The sequence below is a fragment of the Streptomyces aurantiacus JA 4570 genome, from assembly GCF_000414115.1.
GTDB classification, from domain to species: Bacteria; Actinomycetota; Actinomycetes; order Streptomycetales; family Streptomycetaceae; genus Streptomyces; species Streptomyces aurantiacus_A.
Genome location: NZ_AOPZ01000206.1, coordinates 1 through 17,921, shown reverse-complemented (window position 1 = coordinate 17,921; position 17,921 = coordinate 1). Strand labels below are relative to the sequence as shown.

Here is a 17,921-nt window from a genome sequence, read left to right as displayed (position 1 = left end):
GTGGTGGCCGTGAAGTGCGCGCTGATCCGCAGCGGGCCCGGCGGCAGCGCGCTCGGGGGCGACGGCACCGTGGAGACGTACGCGTCCGAAGGCAGCCGCCCGGCGTCCGGATCCGCCAGGGACACCCGCAGGCCGGTCAGGCGCACCCCCGCCACCCGCTCGGCCGATCCCCGCAGCACCGCCCGGGCCGCCGACTCCGCGAGCCAGGCCCCGTCACCCGGGCCGCCCAGCGGCAACACCCGGCCGAGGCCCAGCTGGCGACGTACCGCCGAGGTCCATCCGTCACCCGTCATGGCTCCAGCCTGCCGCATCCCGGGCGCGCGGGTGCGGGGCCGCGCTTAGTGTGGACAAAAGAGAGGATTCCCTGCCGAAAAGGACCATCGTGATGACCGACACCGGAGAGCGCACGACGTCCCAGACGCTCGCCAAGGAGTCGCCCGCCGAGGCCGCCGGGAAGGGCGGAGGGCAGCGGCGCGGGGGAGGCGATCCCGCGACACGCGGGCGGACCAGCATCGCGGACGGCGTGGTCGAGAAGATCGCGGGGCTCGCCGCCCGCGACGTGGACGGGGTGCACGCCATGGGCGGCGGGCTCGCCCGGACCTTCGGGGCCGTGCGGGACCGGGTGCCCGGCAGCTCGAAATCCGTCACGCGCGGGGTGAAGGCCGAGGTCGGCGAGGTACAGACGGCTCTCGACCTGGAGATCGTCGTCGACTACGGCGTCTCGATCGCCGATGTCGCCCGGGACGTACGGGAGAACGTCATCGCCGCCGTCGAGCGCATGACGGGCCTGGAGGTCGTCGAGGTGAACATCGCGGTGAGCGATGTGAAGCTGCCGGACGACGAGGACGAAGAGCAGCCCGGGCGGCTTCAGTAGCCGTCCGCGCGGACACAGCCGTCCGCGCGGGGCCGGACCCCGGGTTCCGCGCGGCGACAGGCTTTTCGCCCCGCCGCCAGGCGGCGTCGGCGGACGGTCTGGGTATGCGTGAAGCAGCAGCCGCCGCCGTGCGGCGGCGCGCGTGGCCGCAGGGGAGCACTGGGCGTGCAGGAGCGAAGGAGCGCACGATGAGCTTTGCCGTGATCGGCATGATCGCCGGAATGGCCCTCGGCTTCGCCGGATACTTCGGCGGCTTCGGGGCCTTCCTGCTGGTGGCCGCCCTGGGCGCCATCGGCTTCGTCGCGGGACGGTTCCTGGAGGGGGACCTGGAACCCGGCGACTTCTTCCGTCCGCGCGGCGACCGGCAGCGCTGAGCGGTGGCGGCCGAGGTCGTGGGGCAGGTCCCGCCCGGCGAGCGCGGCGCGACCCGCATCGCCGACCGCGTCGTCGCGAAGATCGCCGCGCGCGCGGCACGTGAGGCGCTGCCCGCGCTGCCCGCCGAGGCCGCGCCGCCGCACGCGACGGTCAGCCTGCGTCCCCGGGGCGGCGACTCCGCCCGAGCGGGGGAGGCCCCGTCCGAAAGCGCCCGGATCCGCGTCAGCCTCGAACTGGACTACCCCAGCGACATCGGCCGCCAGTGCGGCGCCGTGCGCCGCCAAGTCGCCGAGCGGGTAAAGGCGTTGGCGGGCATGGAAGTGCCCGAGGTGGCGGTTCAGGTCGAGCGGCTGCACTCGGCGCAGGCGCGGGCCGCGGCGCAGGGGAGGATCCGATGAGCGAGCCTCAGCAGGGCGGCGGGACGGACCTGACCAAGGCGGTGCCGGTCATGGAGGCCGCCGGATCGGGGGACGAACCGGAGCTCGACCAGTCGGCGTCCGCGGCCGACTACCGGCCGCTGCCCACCCTCAGCGGCGACGACGGCAGCGCCCCCCGTTTCTGGTCGGCGCGGCGCGTCCCCGCCGGGCTGCTCGCCCTGCTGATCCTCGGCGGGACCGGGCTGCTGCTGTACGACATCGTCGCCGTGCGGGCCGACCACCCCGCCATGCGGTGGCGGCGCGCACTCGCCCGTGAGCTGGCCGAACGGCCGCTGGAGAACACCGCGGTGCTCGCCGGGGCGGCCGCGGCCGCCGCGATCGGGCTGTGGCTGCTGGTGCTGGCGGTGACGCCCGGGCTGCGCGCCCTGCTGCCGATGCGGCGTACGCACGCGGACGTGCGGGCCGGGCTGCACCGCGCCGCCGCCGCGATGGTGCTGCGGGACCGGGCCATGGACGTGTCCGGGGTGCGGTCGGTACGCGTACGGATGAGCAGGTCCAAGGTCGACGTGCGGGCCGTGTCGCACTTCCGCGCGCTCGACGACGTACGCGGCGACCTGGACACGACGCTCGCCGAGACCATCCGCGAGCTCGGGCTCGGCAGGTCGCCCGCGCTGTCGGTGCACGTGGCCCGGCCGGGCCGGAAGGAGTGAACGGGCATGCTGCGTACGGTGAACCGCGTCCTGCTCGGCCTGCTGGGCCTGGTGCTCGTGCTGGTCGGCGGGTCCGTCCTCGCCGTCGGGCTCGGTGCCGGGCCGCCGTCGTGGTGGGTGCACGACGGTCGCGACGACGTGCTGCTCAGTGACGCCGACCGGGCGCGGTGGCGCGACGACGGCTGGTGGTGGCCGACGGTCATCGGCGTGCTCGCCCTGATCGTGCTGCTCGCCCTGTGGTGGCTGACCGCGCAGCTCCGGCGGCGCCGGCTCGCCGAGGTCCTTGTGGAGACCGGGGACGGGGAAGGGGCGCTGCTGCGGGGGCGGGCGATGGAGGGCGTGCTCGCGAGCGAGGCGTCCGCCCTGGACGGCGTGGAGCGCGCACGCGTGCGCCTGACCGGTCGGCGCAACGCGCCCTCGGCGCGGGTCGGGCTCCTCCTCGAGGCGCAGGCCGTCCCGGCGGAGGCGTTGCGGCGGACCTGCGAGGAGGCGCTCGCGCATGCGCGGGACTCGGCGGGCCTGGAGCGGCTGCCGGCCACGGTGGAGTTGCGCGCGGTGAAGCACCGCGCGGAGCGCGTCAGCTGATCCGGGGCCGGGGGCGGAAGCTGTTCGCCGCCGCTGCGCGGCGGCTGCTCCCACCCACCCGCCCGCCCGTGACTGTCGGCCCCGGGGTTGCCCCGAGGGCGGCCGCCTGCGACGGGCGGGAGGGCCGGTGGGGGACACCAGCGCTAGAACCCCCGCCTCGCCCCGCCGTCCACCGGCACCATCACGCCCGTGAGGTACGACGCCGCGGGGGAGAGGTAGAACGCGGCGGTGCGGCCGAACTCCTGGGGCGTGCCGTAGCGGCGCAGGGGGATGCGGGACTCGGCCGCCAGGCGGGCCGCCTCGGGGTCGGCGGCGAGGCCGTCCAGCTCGCGGACGCGGTCGGTGTCCATGCGGCCCGGCAGCAGGCCGAGGACCCGGATGCCGCGCGGCCCCAGCTCGTCGGCGAGGGAGTTGGCGAAGCCCGCGAGACCGGGGCGCAGGCCGTTGGAGATGGTCAGGCCCGGGATCGGCTCGTGCACGGAGGTGGACAGGACGAAAGCGATGACGCCGCCCTCGTCCAGCTCGGCCGCCGCGGTCCGCGCGAGGCGCACGGCACCGAGGAAGACCGAGGTGAAGGCCGCCTGCCACTGCTCGTCGGTGTTGTCGGCGACGTAGCCGGGCGGCGGCCCGCCGACGCTGACGAGGATGCCGTCGAGGCGCCCGAAGTGCTCGCGCGCGGCCGCGACGAGCCGCTCGGCGGCGTCCGGGTCGGCGTTGTCCGCGGCGACGCCCACCGCGTTCGGGCCGAGCTCCGCGGCCGCGGCGGCGGCCGTCTTCTCGTCCCGCCCGGTCAGGACGACCTTCGCGCCCTCCGCGACGAGCTCGCGGGCGGTGGCGTTGCCGAGGCCACGGGTGGCGCCGGTGACGACGTACACACGGTTGTTCAGTCCAAGATCCATGGCCCTATCCTGCCGCGCCGGTCCCGTAGAGGGCGAGGGCGGTGCCCGCGAGACCGACATGGCTGAACGCCTGCGGGAAGTTGCCCAACTGGCGCGCGGCCGCCGGATCGTACTCCTCCGAGAGCAGCCCCACGTCGTTGCGGAGCGCGAGCAGCCGCTCGAAGAGCGCGCGGGCCTCCTCGCCCCGGCCCGTCATGTGCAGCGCGTCGGCGAGCCAGAACGAGCAGACGACGAAGGCCCCTTCGCCGCCGGGGAGACCGTCCACGTTGCTGCTGTCCACGTCGCCGCGGTCGACAGGGCCGCCGTCCGCAGCGGCGCCGTCCGCAGTGCCGCCGTCCACCGCGGCGCCGTCCACCGCGATGCCGTCCGCAGGGTCGGCCCCCGGGTCGGCCCCGTCGGCGGAGTAGCGGCGCAGGAAGACGCCGTCGCCCGTGCCGAGCTCCGCGCGCACGGCGTCGATGGTCCCGACGACGCGCGGGTCGTCGGCCGGCAGGAAGCCCGTGCGCGGGATCAGCAGCAGCGCCGCGTCCAGCTCGGGCGAGTCGTACGACTGCGTGAACGTGTTGCGCTCCGCGTCGTAGCCGCGCTCGCACACCTCCGCGTGGATCTCGTCGCGCAGCCGCCGCAAGGAGTCCACGTCGCCGGGCAGCCCGGGATCCTCCTCCAGGGCGCGCACCGTGCGGTCGGCGGCGACCCACGCCATCACCTTGGAGTGCACGAAGTGCCGCTGCGGGCCGCGCACCTCCCACAGGCCCTCGTCCTTCTTGTGCCAGTTCCGGCGCAGGAACTCCATGAGCGCGAGCTGGAGCTTCCAGCCGTCCGGGCGGGTGACGAGGCCGGAGCGGCGGGCCAGCGCGAGCGAGTCGACGACCTCGCCGTACACGTCGAGCTGACGCTGGCGGACCGCCCGGTTGCCGATCCGCACCGGCGTCGAGCCCTCGTACCCCGGCAGCCAGTCCACCTCGTACTCGGGAAGCCGCCGCTCGCCCGCGAGGCCGTACATGATCTGGAGGTCGGCCGGGTTGCCCGCGGCCGCGCGCAGCAGCCAGTCGCGCCACGCCTCGGCCTCGTCCAGATAGCCCGCGGCGAGCAGCGCGCCGAGCGTGAGGGTGGAGTCGCGCAGCCAGCAGTAGCGGTAGTCCCAGTTGCGTACGCCGCCGATCTCCTCGGGCAGGGACGTGGTGGGCGCGGCGACGATGCCGCCGGTCGGGGCGTAGGTGAGGGCCTTGAGCGTGATCAGGGAGCGGACCACGGCGTCGCGGTGCGGACCGTCGTACCGGCACTGGGCCGCCCACGCCTGCCAGTCCTCGACGCTGTCGCGCAGCGCCTGCGCGGTGTCGAGCAGCTTCGGGCACGCCTCGTGCGAGGGGTGCCAGGTGAGCACGAACGTCACGCTCTCCCCGGCCGCCACGGTGAACTCGGAGTACGTGGTGAAGTCGCGGCCCTCGGCGCGCACCTCCGGTTCCGCGCGCAGCCATACGGAGTCGGGACCCGCGACCGCCACGTGGTGGCCGTCGGCGCGGCGCATCCACGGCACGACCGAGCCGTAGTCGAAGCGCAGCCGCAGCGTGCTGCGCACGGTCACCTCGCCGGTCAGGCCCTCGACGACGCGTACGAGGTCCGGGGCGCGGTCGCGCTGCGGCATGAAGTCGGTGATCCGCACCGAGCCGTCCGGGGTGTCCCACTCCGTGTCCAGGACGAGGGTGTCCGGGCGGTAGGCGCGGCGGGTGCAGACGTCGGCGTCCTTGGGCGCCATGCGCCAGTGGCCGTGCTCGTCGTCGCCAAGGAGCGCGGCGAAGCAGGCCCCCGAGTCGAAGCGGGGCAGGCACAGCCAGTCCACCGACCCGGTCCGGGAGACCAGGGCGGCGGTCTGGTGGTCGCCGATCAGGGCGTAGTCCTCGATGGGGCGTCGCGGCACGGGTGACGGTTTCCCGGTTCGGGGGTCCGTCAATCGGGGGCGGCTTCGCCTTTGTCCGGTATCCGCGGAACGGTCCGGCCGGCTCAGGCCGTCGCGGGGGACGCTTCCACGGGCTCGGCCTGGGCCTCGGCTGCCGCCGCCGCGAGCCGGTCCTTGCGTTCGCGGCGGACCAGGACCACCCAGCCCGCGGGGACCCCGGCGGCGAACAGCCACCACTGCACCGCGTACGCCATGTGCGGGCCGATGCCGCTGTGGTCGGGCTCGCCGAGGAGCTGCGGAGAGTCGGACCGCGGCGAGGTCTGCTGGACGTAGCCGCCGAGCACCTGCTTGCCCAGGGCGTGCGCCTGCTGGCCGCTGCTGATCAGCATGATCTGGCGGTCGGGCAGGCCGCGTACGTCCTTGATGCCGCTGGCCGCGGACGTCTCGTCGCCCATGAGGCGGCCGGTGACGGTGACTTCGCCGCGGGGCGGGGCGGGGATCTTGGGGAAGGCGGTCTGCGGCCCGTCGGCCGGGATCCAGCCGCGATTGACGAGCAGTACCTTCCCGTCGTCGAGGACGAACGGGGTCAGGACGTGGAAGCCCACCTCGTCGTCGGAGTTGGTGCGGCGCCGCACCACGACCTCGTGCTCGGTGTCGTAGGTGCCCTTGGCCGTCACCCGGCGGTACACGGCGGAGTCCGGCACCTCACGGCCGGGCGAGGTGAGCCGCTCGGCGGGGACCGGCGGGGCGTCCAGCGCCTTGCCGATGCGCTCGTTGCGCGCCACGCGGTTCTCGTGGCGGTGCAGCTGCCAGAAACCCAGCTCGATCATCACGGGGATGAGGACGAGACCGATGAGGGTGAGGATCACCCACTGGCGGGTCAGGAGGAAGCGGTACACCCCACGACGGTACAACTCCGTCATGGGGTGCCTGGCAGGGGGTGGTACTCAGACCTTGTCGACGATCCCCACCCGCCCCTCCGCCCGCGAGCAGTGCGCCCCGCAGTACCAGTGGCCCTCCACCTCGACGCCCTGCCCGATGATGCGGCAGCGGCAGTGCTCGCAGATCGGCGCCATGCGGTGGATGGCGCAGGCGAAACAGTCGAAGACGTGCACCGCGCCCTGCGCGTGCACCTCGAAGGACATGCCGTAGTCGTTTCCGCAGACCTCACAACGTGCCATGCGCCACAGGGTGGGACGCGGCGGCGGTGCGGGGCGAGCGGTGGGCGGGCGAGTCGCCCGGCAATCACCCGTCTGACGCGGGGGAGCGGCCGGGAGGGGGCACGTCCGTTCGGAGGCCGGGCGCGTCTGCGGCCGGGGTGTCCCTGCGGGCGGTGCCGTCGGCCGGGGCCACGTCCTGGAGGAGCTGGCCGAAGGCCGCCTCGTCGATGACCGGGGTGCCGTACGCCCGGGCCTTCGTCGTCTTCGACGTGCCCGAGTCCGGGTCGTTCGTGACGAGCAGGCTCGTCAGCCGGGACACGCTCGTCGCGATGTGCAGGCCGGCCTCGAAGGCGCGGTCCTCCAGGAGCTCGCGGTCCACGGAGGTGTCTCCGGAGAAGGCGACGCGCATGCCCTGCTTGAGGGGCTTGCCGTCCTCCCACCGCCCGGGGTTGGGGAAGGGGCAGGCGGGACGCTTGCGGGAGGCGCGCCAATTCCCCGGCTGGTACGAGGAGTTGGGCGCCCAGGAGCCCGTGCCCTGGCGGCCGACGCGGGCCCCGCCGTCGGACCACTCGGTGAGCGGGCGGCACTCCAGGAGCGGCAGCCGCAGGCCCCCGCCGGCCGCCGCCCGCAGGCTCGGCCGGAACGCCTCGGCGAGCACGCGGGCGTCGTCGAGGGCGTGGTGGGCGTGGCGCTGGACGACGCCGAAGTGGGCGGCGAGGGACTCCAGCTTGTGGTTGGGCAGCGGCAGCCCGAGCTCCTTGGAGAGCGCGATGGTGCACAGGCGCTGGCGGACGGGCGCTGTGCGCTCCGCGCGCGCGTACTCCCTGGCGATCATGGACCAGTCGAAGACGGCGTTGTGCGCGACGAGGACGCGGTCCGCGAGGCGGGCGGCGAACTCGTCGGCGATGTCGGCGAAGAGCGGGGCGTCGGCCAGCTTGTCGCTGGTCAGGCCGTGGATCCACACCGGGCCGGGATCGCGCTGCGGGTTCACCAGTGTGTACCAGTGGTCCTCGACCTCGCCCGTGGCGTCCAGGCGATAGACCGCGGCCGAGATGATCCGGTCGTCCCTGGACAGGCCGGTGGTCTCGACGTCGACGACCGCGTACCCCGAAGGGTAGGCGGGGGGCCAGGGGGTGCCGGATGGCTCCGGCGGCGTCGCGTCGGTCGCCCCGGTGGCCGTCGGCCTCGCCGGCCCCTCTGTCAGCGATGCGGTCGTGCGGTCTTCGAGCATGGTCCATGAGGATACGGGCCACGACTGACAGTCAGTTCCCAGGGGAGGACGCGGTGGCGTCCGCGCCGCCTTCGTCCTTGTCCTCGTGCCGCCCCCTCGCCACGTCCCCGCCGCGCCCGCCCGGCACCTCCCCGCCCGGCCCGAGCAGCCCCGCCACCAGCGCCCGCACCGACAGCGTGAACAGCCGTTCGGCGTCCAGGGGCCGGGCGAGCGCGCGGGCAAGGGCCGGGTCGTGGCCGGCTGTCCGCGCTTCCCACAACTGATGCTCGTCGGGGCGTTGGACCGGCGCGCGCTCGCGGTTGCGCTCCACCAGGACATGGCCGACGACGTGGACCTGCACGGCACGCACGGCGTCGGCCGCGCGTGCGCCGCGCAGCCCGGCGGCGTGCATCTCGTGGGCCAGGGCCTGCTGCGCGGGCAGGAACATCCGTTCCGTCAGGCCGCGTTCGTGGACCATCGCCACGAGGTGCGGGTGGTCGCGCAGTTGGCGGCGCAGGGCGCGCGCGACGGAGGCCACGCGCCGGGCGGGCGTGCGGCCCGCCGGGCGGATCTCGCCGAGGTCGGCGACGGTCCGCTCGACGAGGGCGTCGAGCAGGGACTCGCGGTTGCCGACGTGCCAGTAGATCGACGTGACGGCGGTGCCGAGCTCGGCGGCGAGCTTGCGCATGGTCAGGGCGGCGGGGCCGTGCTGCTTGACGAGGTCCGCCGCGGCGGCGACGACCCGTTCCCGGTCCAGATGACCGCGCGTCTCTTTACCCTTCACGGCTCCTGTTGTAACTGTGTTACAGAACCCCCCGCAAGTGCCTGACAGCTCCGGCCAGTTCTCTGATCAGTTCCTTCGGCGAAGGGTGGTACGGCATGGCACGCGTACGCTACGGCGCGCGCACCGAGGCGGAGATCGCCGCGACGCGCACCGCGAGCAGCAAGCTTCCCGACATCTGGTCCACGGGCGTGGTCGCCGTGTGGGAGAGCGACCCGGACGTGGTGGCGGCCGTCCTGCCGCCGCCCCTGAAGCCCACGGCGCGCCCCCTGGTGCGGGCCAACATCAGCAAGGTCGACCTCGCCGGCTATCCCCTGGGCGCGGGCTCGGTGGCCGTCGCCGCGGAGCACGGCGGGGTGGCGGGCTGGTATCCGCTGGTGATGCCGATGACGCACGAGCGGGCCCTCACCGGCGGCCGTGAGGTCTTCGGGGAGCCGAAGAAGCTGGGCGAGGTCACCGTCGAGCGGGACGGCCTGGTGGTGCGGGCCGCCATGGCCCGGCACGGCATCGCGTTCGTGGAGGTGCGCGGGGCCGTGAGCGGCTCCCTGCCGCTGCCGGAGCCCGCGCAGAAGACCGACTTCTACTTCAAGTTCCTGCCCGGCGTGGACGGTTCGGGCTTCGACGCGGATCCGGTACTCGTGCACTGCGTACGCAACGAGCGGGTCCGCAAGCTGGAGAGCGTCACCGGGGACGTGGTGCTGCGGGAGTCGATGTACGACCCCGTGGCCGACCTTCCCGTACGCCGCCTGGTGGAGATCACCATCGGCGAGAAGACCAGCGACCAGCGCGGCCGGGTGGTGGAGCGGGTGAGCGCCCAGGCCCTGCTGCCGTACATCCACCAGCGCTACGACGACCCCCGGCAGATCCTCGACGGGCCGCCCGAGGGGAGCGTCTGAGATGGAGCTGCGCGCGGGACAGATCGCCGTCGTCACGGGCGCCGCGAGCGGCGTCGGGCTCGCCCTCGCGCGGCGGTTCGCGGCGGACGGCCTGGCGGTGGTCCTCGCCGACGTCGAGGAGGGCGCCCTGGAGAAGGCGGCGGCCGGGCTGCGCGCGGACGGGGCGACGGTGCACGCGCGCGTGGTCGACGTCGGCGTGCGCGAGCAGGTCTTCGCGCTCGCCGAGGACGCGTACGACAGGTTCGGGGCCGTGCACGTGCTGTGCAACAACGCCGGGGTCGGCTCCGGCGCCGAGGGCCGGATGTGGGAGCACGAGCCGAACGACTGGAAGTGGGCCTTCGAAGTCAACGTGGGGGGCGTCTTCCACGGCATCCAGGCGTTCGTGCCGCGGATGCTCGCGGGCGGCGAGGAGGGCCACGTCGTCAACACGTCCTCCGGGGACGGCGGCATCGCCCCGCTGCCCACCGCTTCGGTGTACGCGGTGACCAAGGCGGCCGTCGTGACGATGACCGAGTCGCTGTACGCGCATCTGAAGGCGGAGCACGCGCGCGTGGGCGCCTCCGTGCTGTTCCCGGGGCCCCACATGCTGCGCACCGGCCTGTGGGAGTCGCACCGCAACCGCCCCGAGCGGTACGCCAAGTCCCGCCCCCGCAAGGCGCCCTACCGCAGCCTCGGCCAGTGGGAGACGGCCATGAAGGAGGCCGGGCACGAGGTGGCCTTCACCCCGGTCGAGGAGGTCGCCGACCACGTCGTGGACGGCCTCCGCGCCGACCGCTTCTGGATGCTCCCCGCCGGCGAGCACAGCGACCGGCAGATCCGCGCGCGCTCCCGCTCGATGCTGGAGCGCGCCAACCCGTCGTACCTCGAAGGCTTCATCCTGGATTGAGAGTTGACGATGACGGCTCAGCACGACCCGTACGTGATCATCTCCTCCGACTGCCACGCCGGCCTGCCCACCGAGGAGTACCGGCCCTATCTGGACGCCCGGTTCCACCAGGACTTCGACGACTTCCTCGCCGGGCGCGACCGGCGCCGCGAGGAGATGACCCGGCTCGGCATCCGCAACGAGGCGTTCGCCGCCCAGTGGTTCAGCGACAACGAGGAGGGCCTGAAGGGCGGCTGGGACGCCGGGCAGCGGCTGAAGGAACTCGACGGCGACGGGGTGGCGGCCGAGGTCGTCTTCCCGGACGCCGACGCCGTGGACAGCCAGACCGCCGCGCCCTTCGGTGTGGGACTCGGCCTCTCCGGAGACCAGGATCCCGACCTCGGCATGGCGGGCGCGCAGGCGCACAACCGGTGGCTCGCCGACTTCGTGTCCCAGCATCCCGAACGGCACTGCGGTGTCGCCCTGCTGCCCGTCACCGGCGAAGTGGACCGCGTGGTCGCCGAGGTGCGCCGCGCCAAGGAGTCGGGCCTCGGCGCCCTGATGATCCCCTCCATGTGGGTCGACAAGGCGCCCTACCACGACCGGCGTTACGACCCCGTGTGGGCCGCGGCGGCCGAGTGCGCGATGCCGGTGCTCACGCACTCCGGGGCGGCGCCCCGCGAGGAGTACGGCGACCATCTCGGCATCTACGTCTCCGAAGTGACGTGGTGGCCCGCGCGGCCCCTGTGGTTCCTGCTGTGGTCCGGGGTCTTCGAGCGGCATCCGGGTCTCAAGTTCGGGGTCGCGGAGTCGGGCTGCTGGTGGCTGCCGAACCTGCTGTGGTTCATGGACCGCCTCTACCTGGGCGCGCACGGCGGCAAGAAGCTGTCGCCGTTCGCCGAGCTGAAGCGCCCGCCGCACGAGTACCTGGACCGGCAGATCTTCGTCTGCGCCACCAACACCAAGCGCCGCGAGCTGGCCCAGCGCTACGAGATCGGCGTCGACAACATCCTGTGGGGCAGCGACTTCCCGCACCCCGAGGGCACCTGGCCCGACACGCGCGCGTGGCTCGCGAAGACCTTCCACGACATCCCGGTGGCGGAGACCCGGCGGATGCTGGGCCTGGCCGCCGCCGAGGTCTTCGGCTTCGACACCGAGCGCCTCGCGCCGCTGGCCCGCCGCATCGGCCCGACCCCCGCCGACCTCGGCCAGGCGGACGACCAGGAGGCCGTGGAGGCGTCCTGGGCGCGCTCGCGCGAGGTGGGCCGCCACTGGCTGACCGACCACGACTTCCCGACGCTCGGGGTGACCCCATGACGTACACAGATCCCGTGACGCGCGCCGGCTCCCCGGCCTACGCGGCGACCGACCGCTACACCGTCATCTCCGCCGACTGCCACGCCGGCGCCGACCTGCTCGACTACAAGCCGTATCTGGAGAAGCGTCACCACGACGCCTTCGACGCCTGGGCGGCCACCTACGTCAATCCGTACGAGGACCTGCTCGCCGACACCGCCGACCGGAACTGGAACTCGGACCGCCGCGTCGCCGAGCTGGAGGCGGACGGCATCGTCGCCGAGGTCGTCTTCCCCAACACCATCCCGCCGTTCTTCCCTTCGGCGTCCCTGATGGCCCCGGCGCCGACCCGCCAGGAGTACGAGCAGCGCTGGGCGGGCCTGCGCGCGCACAACCGCTGGCTCGCCGACTTCTGCGGGGCGGCGCCCGGGCGCAGGGCGGGCGTCTTCCAGATCCTCCTCAACGACGTCGAGGAGGCGGTGAAGGAGATCCGCAGGGCGGTCGGCGCGGGTCTCACCGGCGGGGTCCTCGTTCCCGGTACGCCACCGGGGTCGGGGCTGCCCGAGCTGTACTCGGGGACGTACGACCCGCTCTGGGCCGTCTGCGCGGAGCTGGGCGTGCCCGTGAACCACCACGCCGGATCGGCATCCCCGCCGCTGGGCGAGGAGCCCGCCGCGCGCGCGGTGTTCATGGTGGAGACGACGTGGTTCTCGCACCGGGCGCTGTGGCACCTGATGTTCGGCGGCGCGTTCCGGCGCCACCCGGAGCTGAAGCTGGTCCTCACCGAGCAGGGCTCCGGCTGGATCCCGGGCGTGTTGGCAATGCTGGACTATTACCACGGGCGGCTCGTCGCGGCCGTCTCGCGCCGGGACACCGCCGAGTCCAAGTTCGGCGCCGGACTCGCCGAGGCCATGGGCAAGGGGCCCTCCGAGGTGTGGCGCGACAACTGCTACGTGGGCGCCAGCTTCATGCGGCCGCACGAGGCGGCCCTGCGCGACCGCGTCGGCCTCGACAAGATCATGTGGGGCAGCGACTACCCGCACGACGAGGGCACCCACCCCTACTCGCGCGAGGGCCTGCGCACCGCCTACGCGGGCCTGCCCGCGGCCGAGGTCGCGGCGATGGTCGGCGGCAACGCGGCCCGTGTGTACGGGTTCGACCTGTCCTGCCTGGACAAGATCGCGGCCCGGGTGGGGCCCACCGTCGGGGAGATCGCCGAACCCCTGAAGGAACCGCCGGCCGGGGCGACGAGCCCGGTGTTCGCGCCGGGCGGCGGGGCGCGGGTGTGGTGACCGGGGCGGGCCGTGCCCGGGGCGACCCGGGCCGCGCCGGTGCGCCGCTGCCCGGTGCGCGGCCGCGCGGGTGAGACCCTCCCCGGGTGAGCGATCAGGCACCCGGCGAGGGCGGTACCACCGCACCCGACCACGACGAGGCCCACGGCGGCGCGCTCGGCACCCGCCTCAACTGGCTGCGGGCCGCCGTCCTCGGCGCGAACGACGGCATCGTGTCCACCGCGGGCCTCGTCGTCGGCGTCGCGGGCGCCACCAGTGAGCGCGCGACCATCCTGACGGCGGGCCTCGCGGGACTGCTCGCCGGCTCCATGTCGATGGCCGCCGGCGAGTACGTCTCCGTGTCCACCCAGCGCGACTCGGAGAAGGCCGCCCTGGCCATGGAGAAGCGCGAGCTGCGCGAGCAGCCGGAGGCCGAACTCACCGAGCTGACCGACCTGCTCGCCGCCCGCGGACTCAGCCGCGACGTGGCCCGCGAGGCCGCCGAACAGCTCACCGAACGCGACGCGCTGCGCGCCCACGCGCGCGTGGAGCTCGGTATCGACCCCGACGAGCTCACCAACCCCTGGCACGCCGCGTGGGCGAGCTTCCTCGCCTTCACCGCGGGCGCGCTGCTCCCGCTGCTCGCCATCGTCCTGCCGCCCGCCGCCTTGCGCCTCGGCGTCACCGTCCTCTCGGTCCTCGGCGCACTCGCCCTGACCGGCTTCAGCAGCGCCCGCCTCGGCGCGGCGGCGGTGCGGCCCGCGGTCGTACGGAACGTGGCGGGCGGGGCGCTGGCGATGGCGGTGACGTACGGGGCGGGGGCGCTGCTGGGGGCTGCCGGGGTGTGAGGGGAACGCGGCCCGCGGGGGCGGCGCGGTGGTCCGACGGCGGCCCGGCCTGCGCACCGCTTTGGCGGAGATCACCAAAAACCGGGGCCGTACCGGCGGTAATACTTATCAGTAACAACCCCTAGCGGCGGCTCAACGGCCGTTCTACGGTGCACGCATGTCCCCGAACCTGCCCGATGTCGTGCTGTGGTCCATCCCCGCGTTCGTGCTGCTCACGGTCATCGAGATCATCAGCCATCGGGTCCACCCCGACGAGGACGCCGCCGGGTACGAGACCAAGGACGCCGCCACCAGCATCACCATGGGGCTCGGCAGCCTCGTCTTCGACCTCCTCTGGAAGATCCCGATCGTCGCGATCTACTCGGGCGTCTACGCGCTGACGCCGCTGCGCGTGCCCGTCCTGTGGTGGACGATCCCGCTGATGCTGCTCGCGCAGGACTTCTTCTACTACTGGTCGCACCGCGGCCACCATGTGATCCGCGTCCTGTGGGCCTGCCACGTGGTGCACCACTCCAGCGAGAAGTTCAACCTCACCACCGCGCTGCGCCAGCCCTGGACCAGCCTCACGGTGTGGCCGTTCTACCTGCCGCTCATCGCCTGCGGCGTGCACCCGGCCGCGCTCGCCTTCTGCTCCGCGACGAACCTCGTCTACCAGTTCTGGATCCACACCGAACGCATCGGCAAGCTGCCCCGCCCCGTCGAGTACGTCTTCAACACCCCCTCCCACCACCGCGTCCACCACGCCTCCCAGGGCGGCTACCTGGACCGCAACTTCGGCGGCATCCTCATCATCTGGGACCGGATGTTCGGCTCCTGGGTCCCCGAGACGGACCGCCCCGTGTACGGCCTGACCAAGAACATCACCACGTACAACCCCCTGCGCGTGGCCACCCACGAGTACGTGGCGATCGCCAAGGACCTGAAGACGGCGTCCAGTTGGAGCGAGCGGGCGGGGAGAGTGTTCCGCGGACCGGGCTGGCAGCCCCAGCAGCCCGCGTCGGTTCCGGCGGCGGCGACCCCGGAACCGACAGCGGAGAAGGTCGCGTGAGCACCCCGAAGCGGCCCACCCTCGCCGCGAGTGGCGAGCCGCCTCGGCCCGCTCCCGCTGTGGGCAGTCGTGCCGCAGGGCGGCACGGGTGGGCACAGCGCAATGTTCCGGGTGCGGATACGCCTGCGTCCATGAGGCACCGCTACGGCACCTTGGCACTGGCGGCGTTCAGCCTCGCGGCAGCCGCCGACCTGGGCAGCCTCGCCGCCGGGGCCGACACGGGCCACCTCATCCTCAAGCCGCTGCTCATGCCCCTGCTGGCGGCATACGTCGTGCTGAGGCGAGGCCCCCGCCTGCTCACAGCGGCGCTCCTCTGCGGCTGGGGCGGCGACACCCTCCTCCTGGCGGACGCCGACCCCGCCTTCCTGGCGGGCATGGGCTCCTTCGCCGTCGGCCACGTCTGCTACCTGGTGCTGTTCCGCCGCCACGGGGAGAGTTACGGCAACGCCCGCCCCGGGGCGGCCTTCGTCGTCGGAACGTACGCCTCCGCCCTGATCGTCACCGTCGCGCTCCTGTGGCCCGACCTGCCGCCGGACATGCGGGCCCCGGTCGCGGGCTACAGCCTGCTCCTCACGGCGATGGCCTTCGGCGCGACCACCCTCGGCCTCACGGCCGCGGCGGGCGGCGGCCTGTTCCTGCTGTCGGACACCCTCATCGCCACGGACGTGGCGGACTGGCCGCAGGCTCCACGGCCGGACTTCTGGATCATGCTGACCTATCTCGCGGCGCAGACCCTGCTGACCCGATCCGTGCTCACCAGCGGATCGGCAGCGGCACGGCGGTGAGCAGCGCCGACACCGCGACCACCGCGCCGAGCACGACCACCTCGGCGCGCGCGGGCGCGTACGCGGTGAGCGAGCCCGCCGCCGCGGACCGCTTCAGGCGACGGCGGGCGAGCAGCGCCAGGACGGCGACGACGGCCACGAGCAGCACCTTGGCGAGCAGGGTGCGGCCGTAGGCCGTGTCCGTGAGCTGGTCCGTCACGGTGTCCGGCGGCATCCGGCGCAGCGTGCTGAGGATCCCCGTCGCGGTGATCGCGGCGAACAGGACGGCGGCCACGCGCGCGTAGAGGCCCAGTACGGCAACGCCCGCCTCCGGGGCGGTCGTTCGCCAGCGCCGCAGCGTACGCAGCGCGTACAGCAGGCCGCCCGCCCACAGCGTCGCGCACGTCAGGTGCACCAGGGTGAGCCCGGAGCCGACGAGCGGGGTGTCCTCCGTCGCCGGGTGCGCGCGCAGCGCCTCCGCCACGACCACGGCGGCCAGCGGCAGCACCGCGCTGTCCGGGCGGCGCGAGCGCGCGCAGAGGGCGGCCACGACGAACGCGTTGACCTCCAGGAGCGCGAGGCGGCCGTCCCGGGACTGGTAGAGCCCGCCGACGTCCAGGTCGGAGGGCTGGTGCGGCACGAGGTTGCCGCTGGCCACGACGGAGGCGAGGCCCAGCGCGGCCACGCAGCCCGCGGCGGCGGCCCACCACCCCCACCCGGGCGGCACCGACGCCGGCGCCCCCGGCACCCGGCGCGCGAGCCGTCGTACGAAGATCTCGCCCGCCTGCACGCAGAGCGCCGCGAACAGCACCGTCCGCAGGAAGGTGATGCCCGGCGTGCCCGGCGCCTCCGCCTCGCCGGTGCCGTCGAGGACGGCGGCGGGCCCGAACAGCGGGACCACGGCCGCGACGGCCACGAGGAGGAGCACGGCGACGGCCCGGCCGGTCGAGGGACGACGCCGGTGCGCGGCGTGCACGTACGAGGAGGCAGCCACCTGCTCGGCGGCGGCCACGTACGAGGAGGCGGCCACCTGCTCGGCGGCGCACGCGCGCGGGGCGGTGGCCGCGTCCTCTGCGGTGGCCGCCTGCGGGGAGTGGCCGCCTGCGGGGAGGCGGCGGCCTGCCCGGCCGCCGCCTCGCCTCCTGGTTCCACTGACGGTATGGAGCTCACCACAAGATCTTCACCAGTCGTCCCACTCCTGGGCAAGTCCGGGCAAACAACTGGCGGGATGTCATTCCGGCCGAAGGCGCCGGGTCAGCGCCACACGGGCGCGTCCGCGCCCCAATCGCCCGGCGGGCGCTCCCAGTTCACGGGACCGTCGGCGAAGGACACCGGCGGACGGGCGTACCGCAGCCTTCCCGCGGGACCGTCCATCCCGGTGAGCCACGGATCCGCCGAGTACGCCGGCCACCCCGTGAGCCACGCCGCCGTCCGCGCCAGAGCCGCACGAGCCGGGTGCCGCCCGCGCCGCCGGCGCCACCCGCACCTTCCGTCGCCCGCTCGGAGAGCGACCGCAGCACCGCCGCGGCCAGCAGATGGCCCGTGCCGTGGTCCAGCGCCTGCGCGGGCAGCGCGCCGGGGCGGTCCGGCGCGCCCTCGGTGACCGCGATGCCGGACGCCGCCTGCACCAGGCTGTCGAAGCCGCGACGGCCGGACCACGGACCGGTCGTGCCCCACGCGGAGAGCTGCGCCACCACGAGGCCGGGCCTGCGCTCGGCCAGCGCCTCGGGGGCGAGGCCGAACCGGTCGAGGGTGCCGGGCCGGTAGCCGGTCACGACCACGTCGGCCCCGGCGAGCAGGTCCTCGAAGGCGCGCCGGTCCGCGCGGTCGGCGAGGTCGAGGGCGGTGGAGCGCTTGCCGAAGCCGGTGTCCGCGTGCTGGTCGGGGAGTTCGGGCAGGTGCGGCGGGTCGACGCGCAGCACGTCGGCGCCGAGCAGGGCGAGCGTACGGGTCGCGACCGGCCCCGCGATGACCCGGGTGAGGTCCAGGACGCGCAGCCCGGCGGCGGGCAGCAGCGGGCCCGCGTCCCCCGACGGCAGGGGCGGCAGCGGCGGCACCGCGTCCG

19 protein-coding genes and 2 pseudogenes are annotated in these 17,921 nt (G+C 74.2%); 12 read left to right on the top strand and 9 right to left on the bottom strand.

The features are described 5' to 3' along the window. A pseudogene (locus STRAU_RS20345) lies at positions 1-293 on the bottom strand (nucleopolyhedrovirus P10 family protein); the annotation flags it as partial. Positions 294-385: 92 nt separating this feature from the next. Here STRAU_RS20345 and STRAU_RS20340 point away from each other — a divergent pair. The 5 genes from STRAU_RS20340 to amaP all read left to right on the top strand — a co-directional run bounded on the left by STRAU_RS20340 (position 386) and on the right by amaP (position 2,921). Further along, positions 386-874 (top strand): Asp23/Gls24 family envelope stress response protein, encoded by a 489-nt coding sequence (locus STRAU_RS20340; RefSeq protein ID WP_037660698.1) that lies wholly within the window; start codon positions 386-388, stop codon positions 872-874. Between the two features lie 188 nt (positions 875-1,062). Beyond that, complete coding sequence (locus tag STRAU_RS20335) at positions 1,063-1,248, top strand: hypothetical protein (protein ID WP_037660695.1); 186 nt, start codon at positions 1,063-1,065, stop codon at positions 1,246-1,248. A 3-nt stretch (positions 1,249-1,251) separates the two neighbouring features. Next, positions 1,252-1,647, top strand: coding sequence for an Asp23/Gls24 family envelope stress response protein (locus STRAU_RS20330; RefSeq protein WP_016642252.1), 396 nt, complete (start codon positions 1,252-1,254; stop codon positions 1,645-1,647). Continuing rightward, entirely contained in the window at positions 1,644-2,336 is a 693-nt protein-coding gene (locus STRAU_RS20325) for a DUF6286 domain-containing protein (protein ID WP_016642251.1), read from the top strand. Before STRAU_RS20330 ends, STRAU_RS20325 begins: the two co-directional genes overlap by 4 nt. A 6-nt stretch (positions 2,337-2,342) precedes the next feature. Next, complete coding sequence (amaP, locus tag STRAU_RS20320) at positions 2,343-2,921, top strand: alkaline shock response membrane anchor protein AmaP (protein WP_016642250.1); 579 nt, start codon at positions 2,343-2,345, stop codon at positions 2,919-2,921. Between the two features lie 143 nt (positions 2,922-3,064). Here amaP and STRAU_RS20315 read toward each other — a convergent pair whose 3' ends face one another. From STRAU_RS20315 to STRAU_RS20290, 6 genes are all read right to left on the bottom strand, one after another. Further along, on the bottom strand, positions 3,065-3,820 hold the full coding sequence (locus tag STRAU_RS20315) for an SDR family oxidoreductase (RefSeq protein WP_016642249.1): 756 nt from the start codon (positions 3,818-3,820) through the stop codon (positions 3,065-3,067). A gap of 4 nt (positions 3,821-3,824) precedes the next feature. After that, positions 3,825-5,738: a glycoside hydrolase family 15 protein gene (locus STRAU_RS20310; RefSeq protein WP_016642248.1), complete on the bottom strand. Its 1,914-nt coding sequence runs from the start codon at positions 5,736-5,738 to the stop codon at positions 3,825-3,827. Positions 5,739-5,821: 83 nt separating this feature from the next. Continuing rightward, positions 5,822-6,616, bottom strand: a complete 795-nt coding sequence (locus tag STRAU_RS20305) for an SURF1 family cytochrome oxidase biogenesis protein (protein ID WP_016642247.1) — start codon at positions 6,614-6,616, stop codon at positions 5,822-5,824. 48 nt (positions 6,617-6,664) lie between these two features. After that, a complete protein-coding gene (locus STRAU_RS20300; RefSeq protein ID WP_016642246.1) occupies positions 6,665-6,898 on the bottom strand; it encodes a hypothetical protein in 234 nt (77 codons plus the stop codon). 64 nt (positions 6,899-6,962) lie between these two features. Continuing rightward, positions 6,963-8,108 (bottom strand): DEDDh family exonuclease, encoded by a 1,146-nt coding sequence (locus STRAU_RS20295; RefSeq protein ID WP_016642245.1) that lies wholly within the window; start codon positions 8,106-8,108, stop codon positions 6,963-6,965. 31 nt (positions 8,109-8,139) lie between these two features. Continuing rightward, positions 8,140-8,871, bottom strand: a complete 732-nt coding sequence (locus STRAU_RS20290) for a TetR/AcrR family transcriptional regulator (protein WP_016642244.1) — start codon at positions 8,869-8,871, stop codon at positions 8,140-8,142. A gap of 95 nt (positions 8,872-8,966) precedes the next feature. On the opposite strand from STRAU_RS20290, the gene STRAU_RS20285 reads away from it, so the two are divergent. The 7 genes from STRAU_RS20285 (at position 8,967) to STRAU_RS20255 (ending at position 15,877) form a co-directional block, all read left to right on the top strand. Next, a complete protein-coding gene (locus STRAU_RS20285; RefSeq protein ID WP_016642243.1) occupies positions 8,967-9,764 on the top strand; it encodes an acetoacetate decarboxylase family protein in 798 nt (265 codons plus the stop codon). A 1-nt stretch (position 9,765) separates the two neighbouring features. Continuing rightward, entirely contained in the window at positions 9,766-10,650 is an 885-nt protein-coding gene (locus STRAU_RS20280; protein ID WP_016642242.1) for an SDR family NAD(P)-dependent oxidoreductase, read from the top strand. Between the two features lie 9 nt (positions 10,651-10,659). Then, the gene (locus STRAU_RS20275; RefSeq protein WP_016642240.1) at positions 10,660-11,946 is read left to right on the top strand and encodes an amidohydrolase family protein; all 1,287 of its coding nucleotides are present in this window, start codon (positions 10,660-10,662) and stop codon (positions 11,944-11,946) included. Then, positions 11,943-13,217 (top strand): amidohydrolase family protein, encoded by a 1,275-nt coding sequence (locus tag STRAU_RS20270; protein WP_016642241.1) that lies wholly within the window; start codon positions 11,943-11,945, stop codon positions 13,215-13,217. The genes STRAU_RS20275 and STRAU_RS20270 overlap by 4 nt, the downstream gene beginning before the upstream one ends. A gap of 86 nt (positions 13,218-13,303) precedes the next feature. After that, positions 13,304-14,044, top strand: coding sequence for a VIT1/CCC1 transporter family protein (locus tag STRAU_RS20265; RefSeq protein ID WP_016642239.1), 741 nt, complete (start codon positions 13,304-13,306; stop codon positions 14,042-14,044). A gap of 157 nt (positions 14,045-14,201) precedes the next feature. Next, positions 14,202-15,092 (top strand): sterol desaturase family protein, encoded by an 891-nt coding sequence (locus STRAU_RS20260; RefSeq protein WP_016642237.1) that lies wholly within the window; start codon positions 14,202-14,204, stop codon positions 15,090-15,092. A 131-nt stretch (positions 15,093-15,223) separates the two neighbouring features. Then, the gene (locus STRAU_RS20255; protein ID WP_016642238.1) at positions 15,224-15,877 is read left to right on the top strand and encodes a lysoplasmalogenase; all 654 of its coding nucleotides are present in this window, start codon (positions 15,224-15,226) and stop codon (positions 15,875-15,877) included. Here the strand turns inward: STRAU_RS20255 and STRAU_RS20250 are convergent. Both STRAU_RS20250 and STRAU_RS20245 read right to left on the bottom strand, forming a co-directional pair. Then, entirely contained in the window at positions 15,846-16,850 is a 1,005-nt protein-coding gene (locus tag STRAU_RS20250; protein ID WP_052029175.1) for a CopD family protein, read from the bottom strand. The two genes, STRAU_RS20255 and STRAU_RS20250, sit on opposite strands and share 32 nt — an antisense overlap. Before the next feature lie 260 nt (positions 16,851-17,110). Further along, positions 17,111-17,921: pseudogene (locus STRAU_RS20245) on the bottom strand (CoA transferase); the annotation flags it as partial.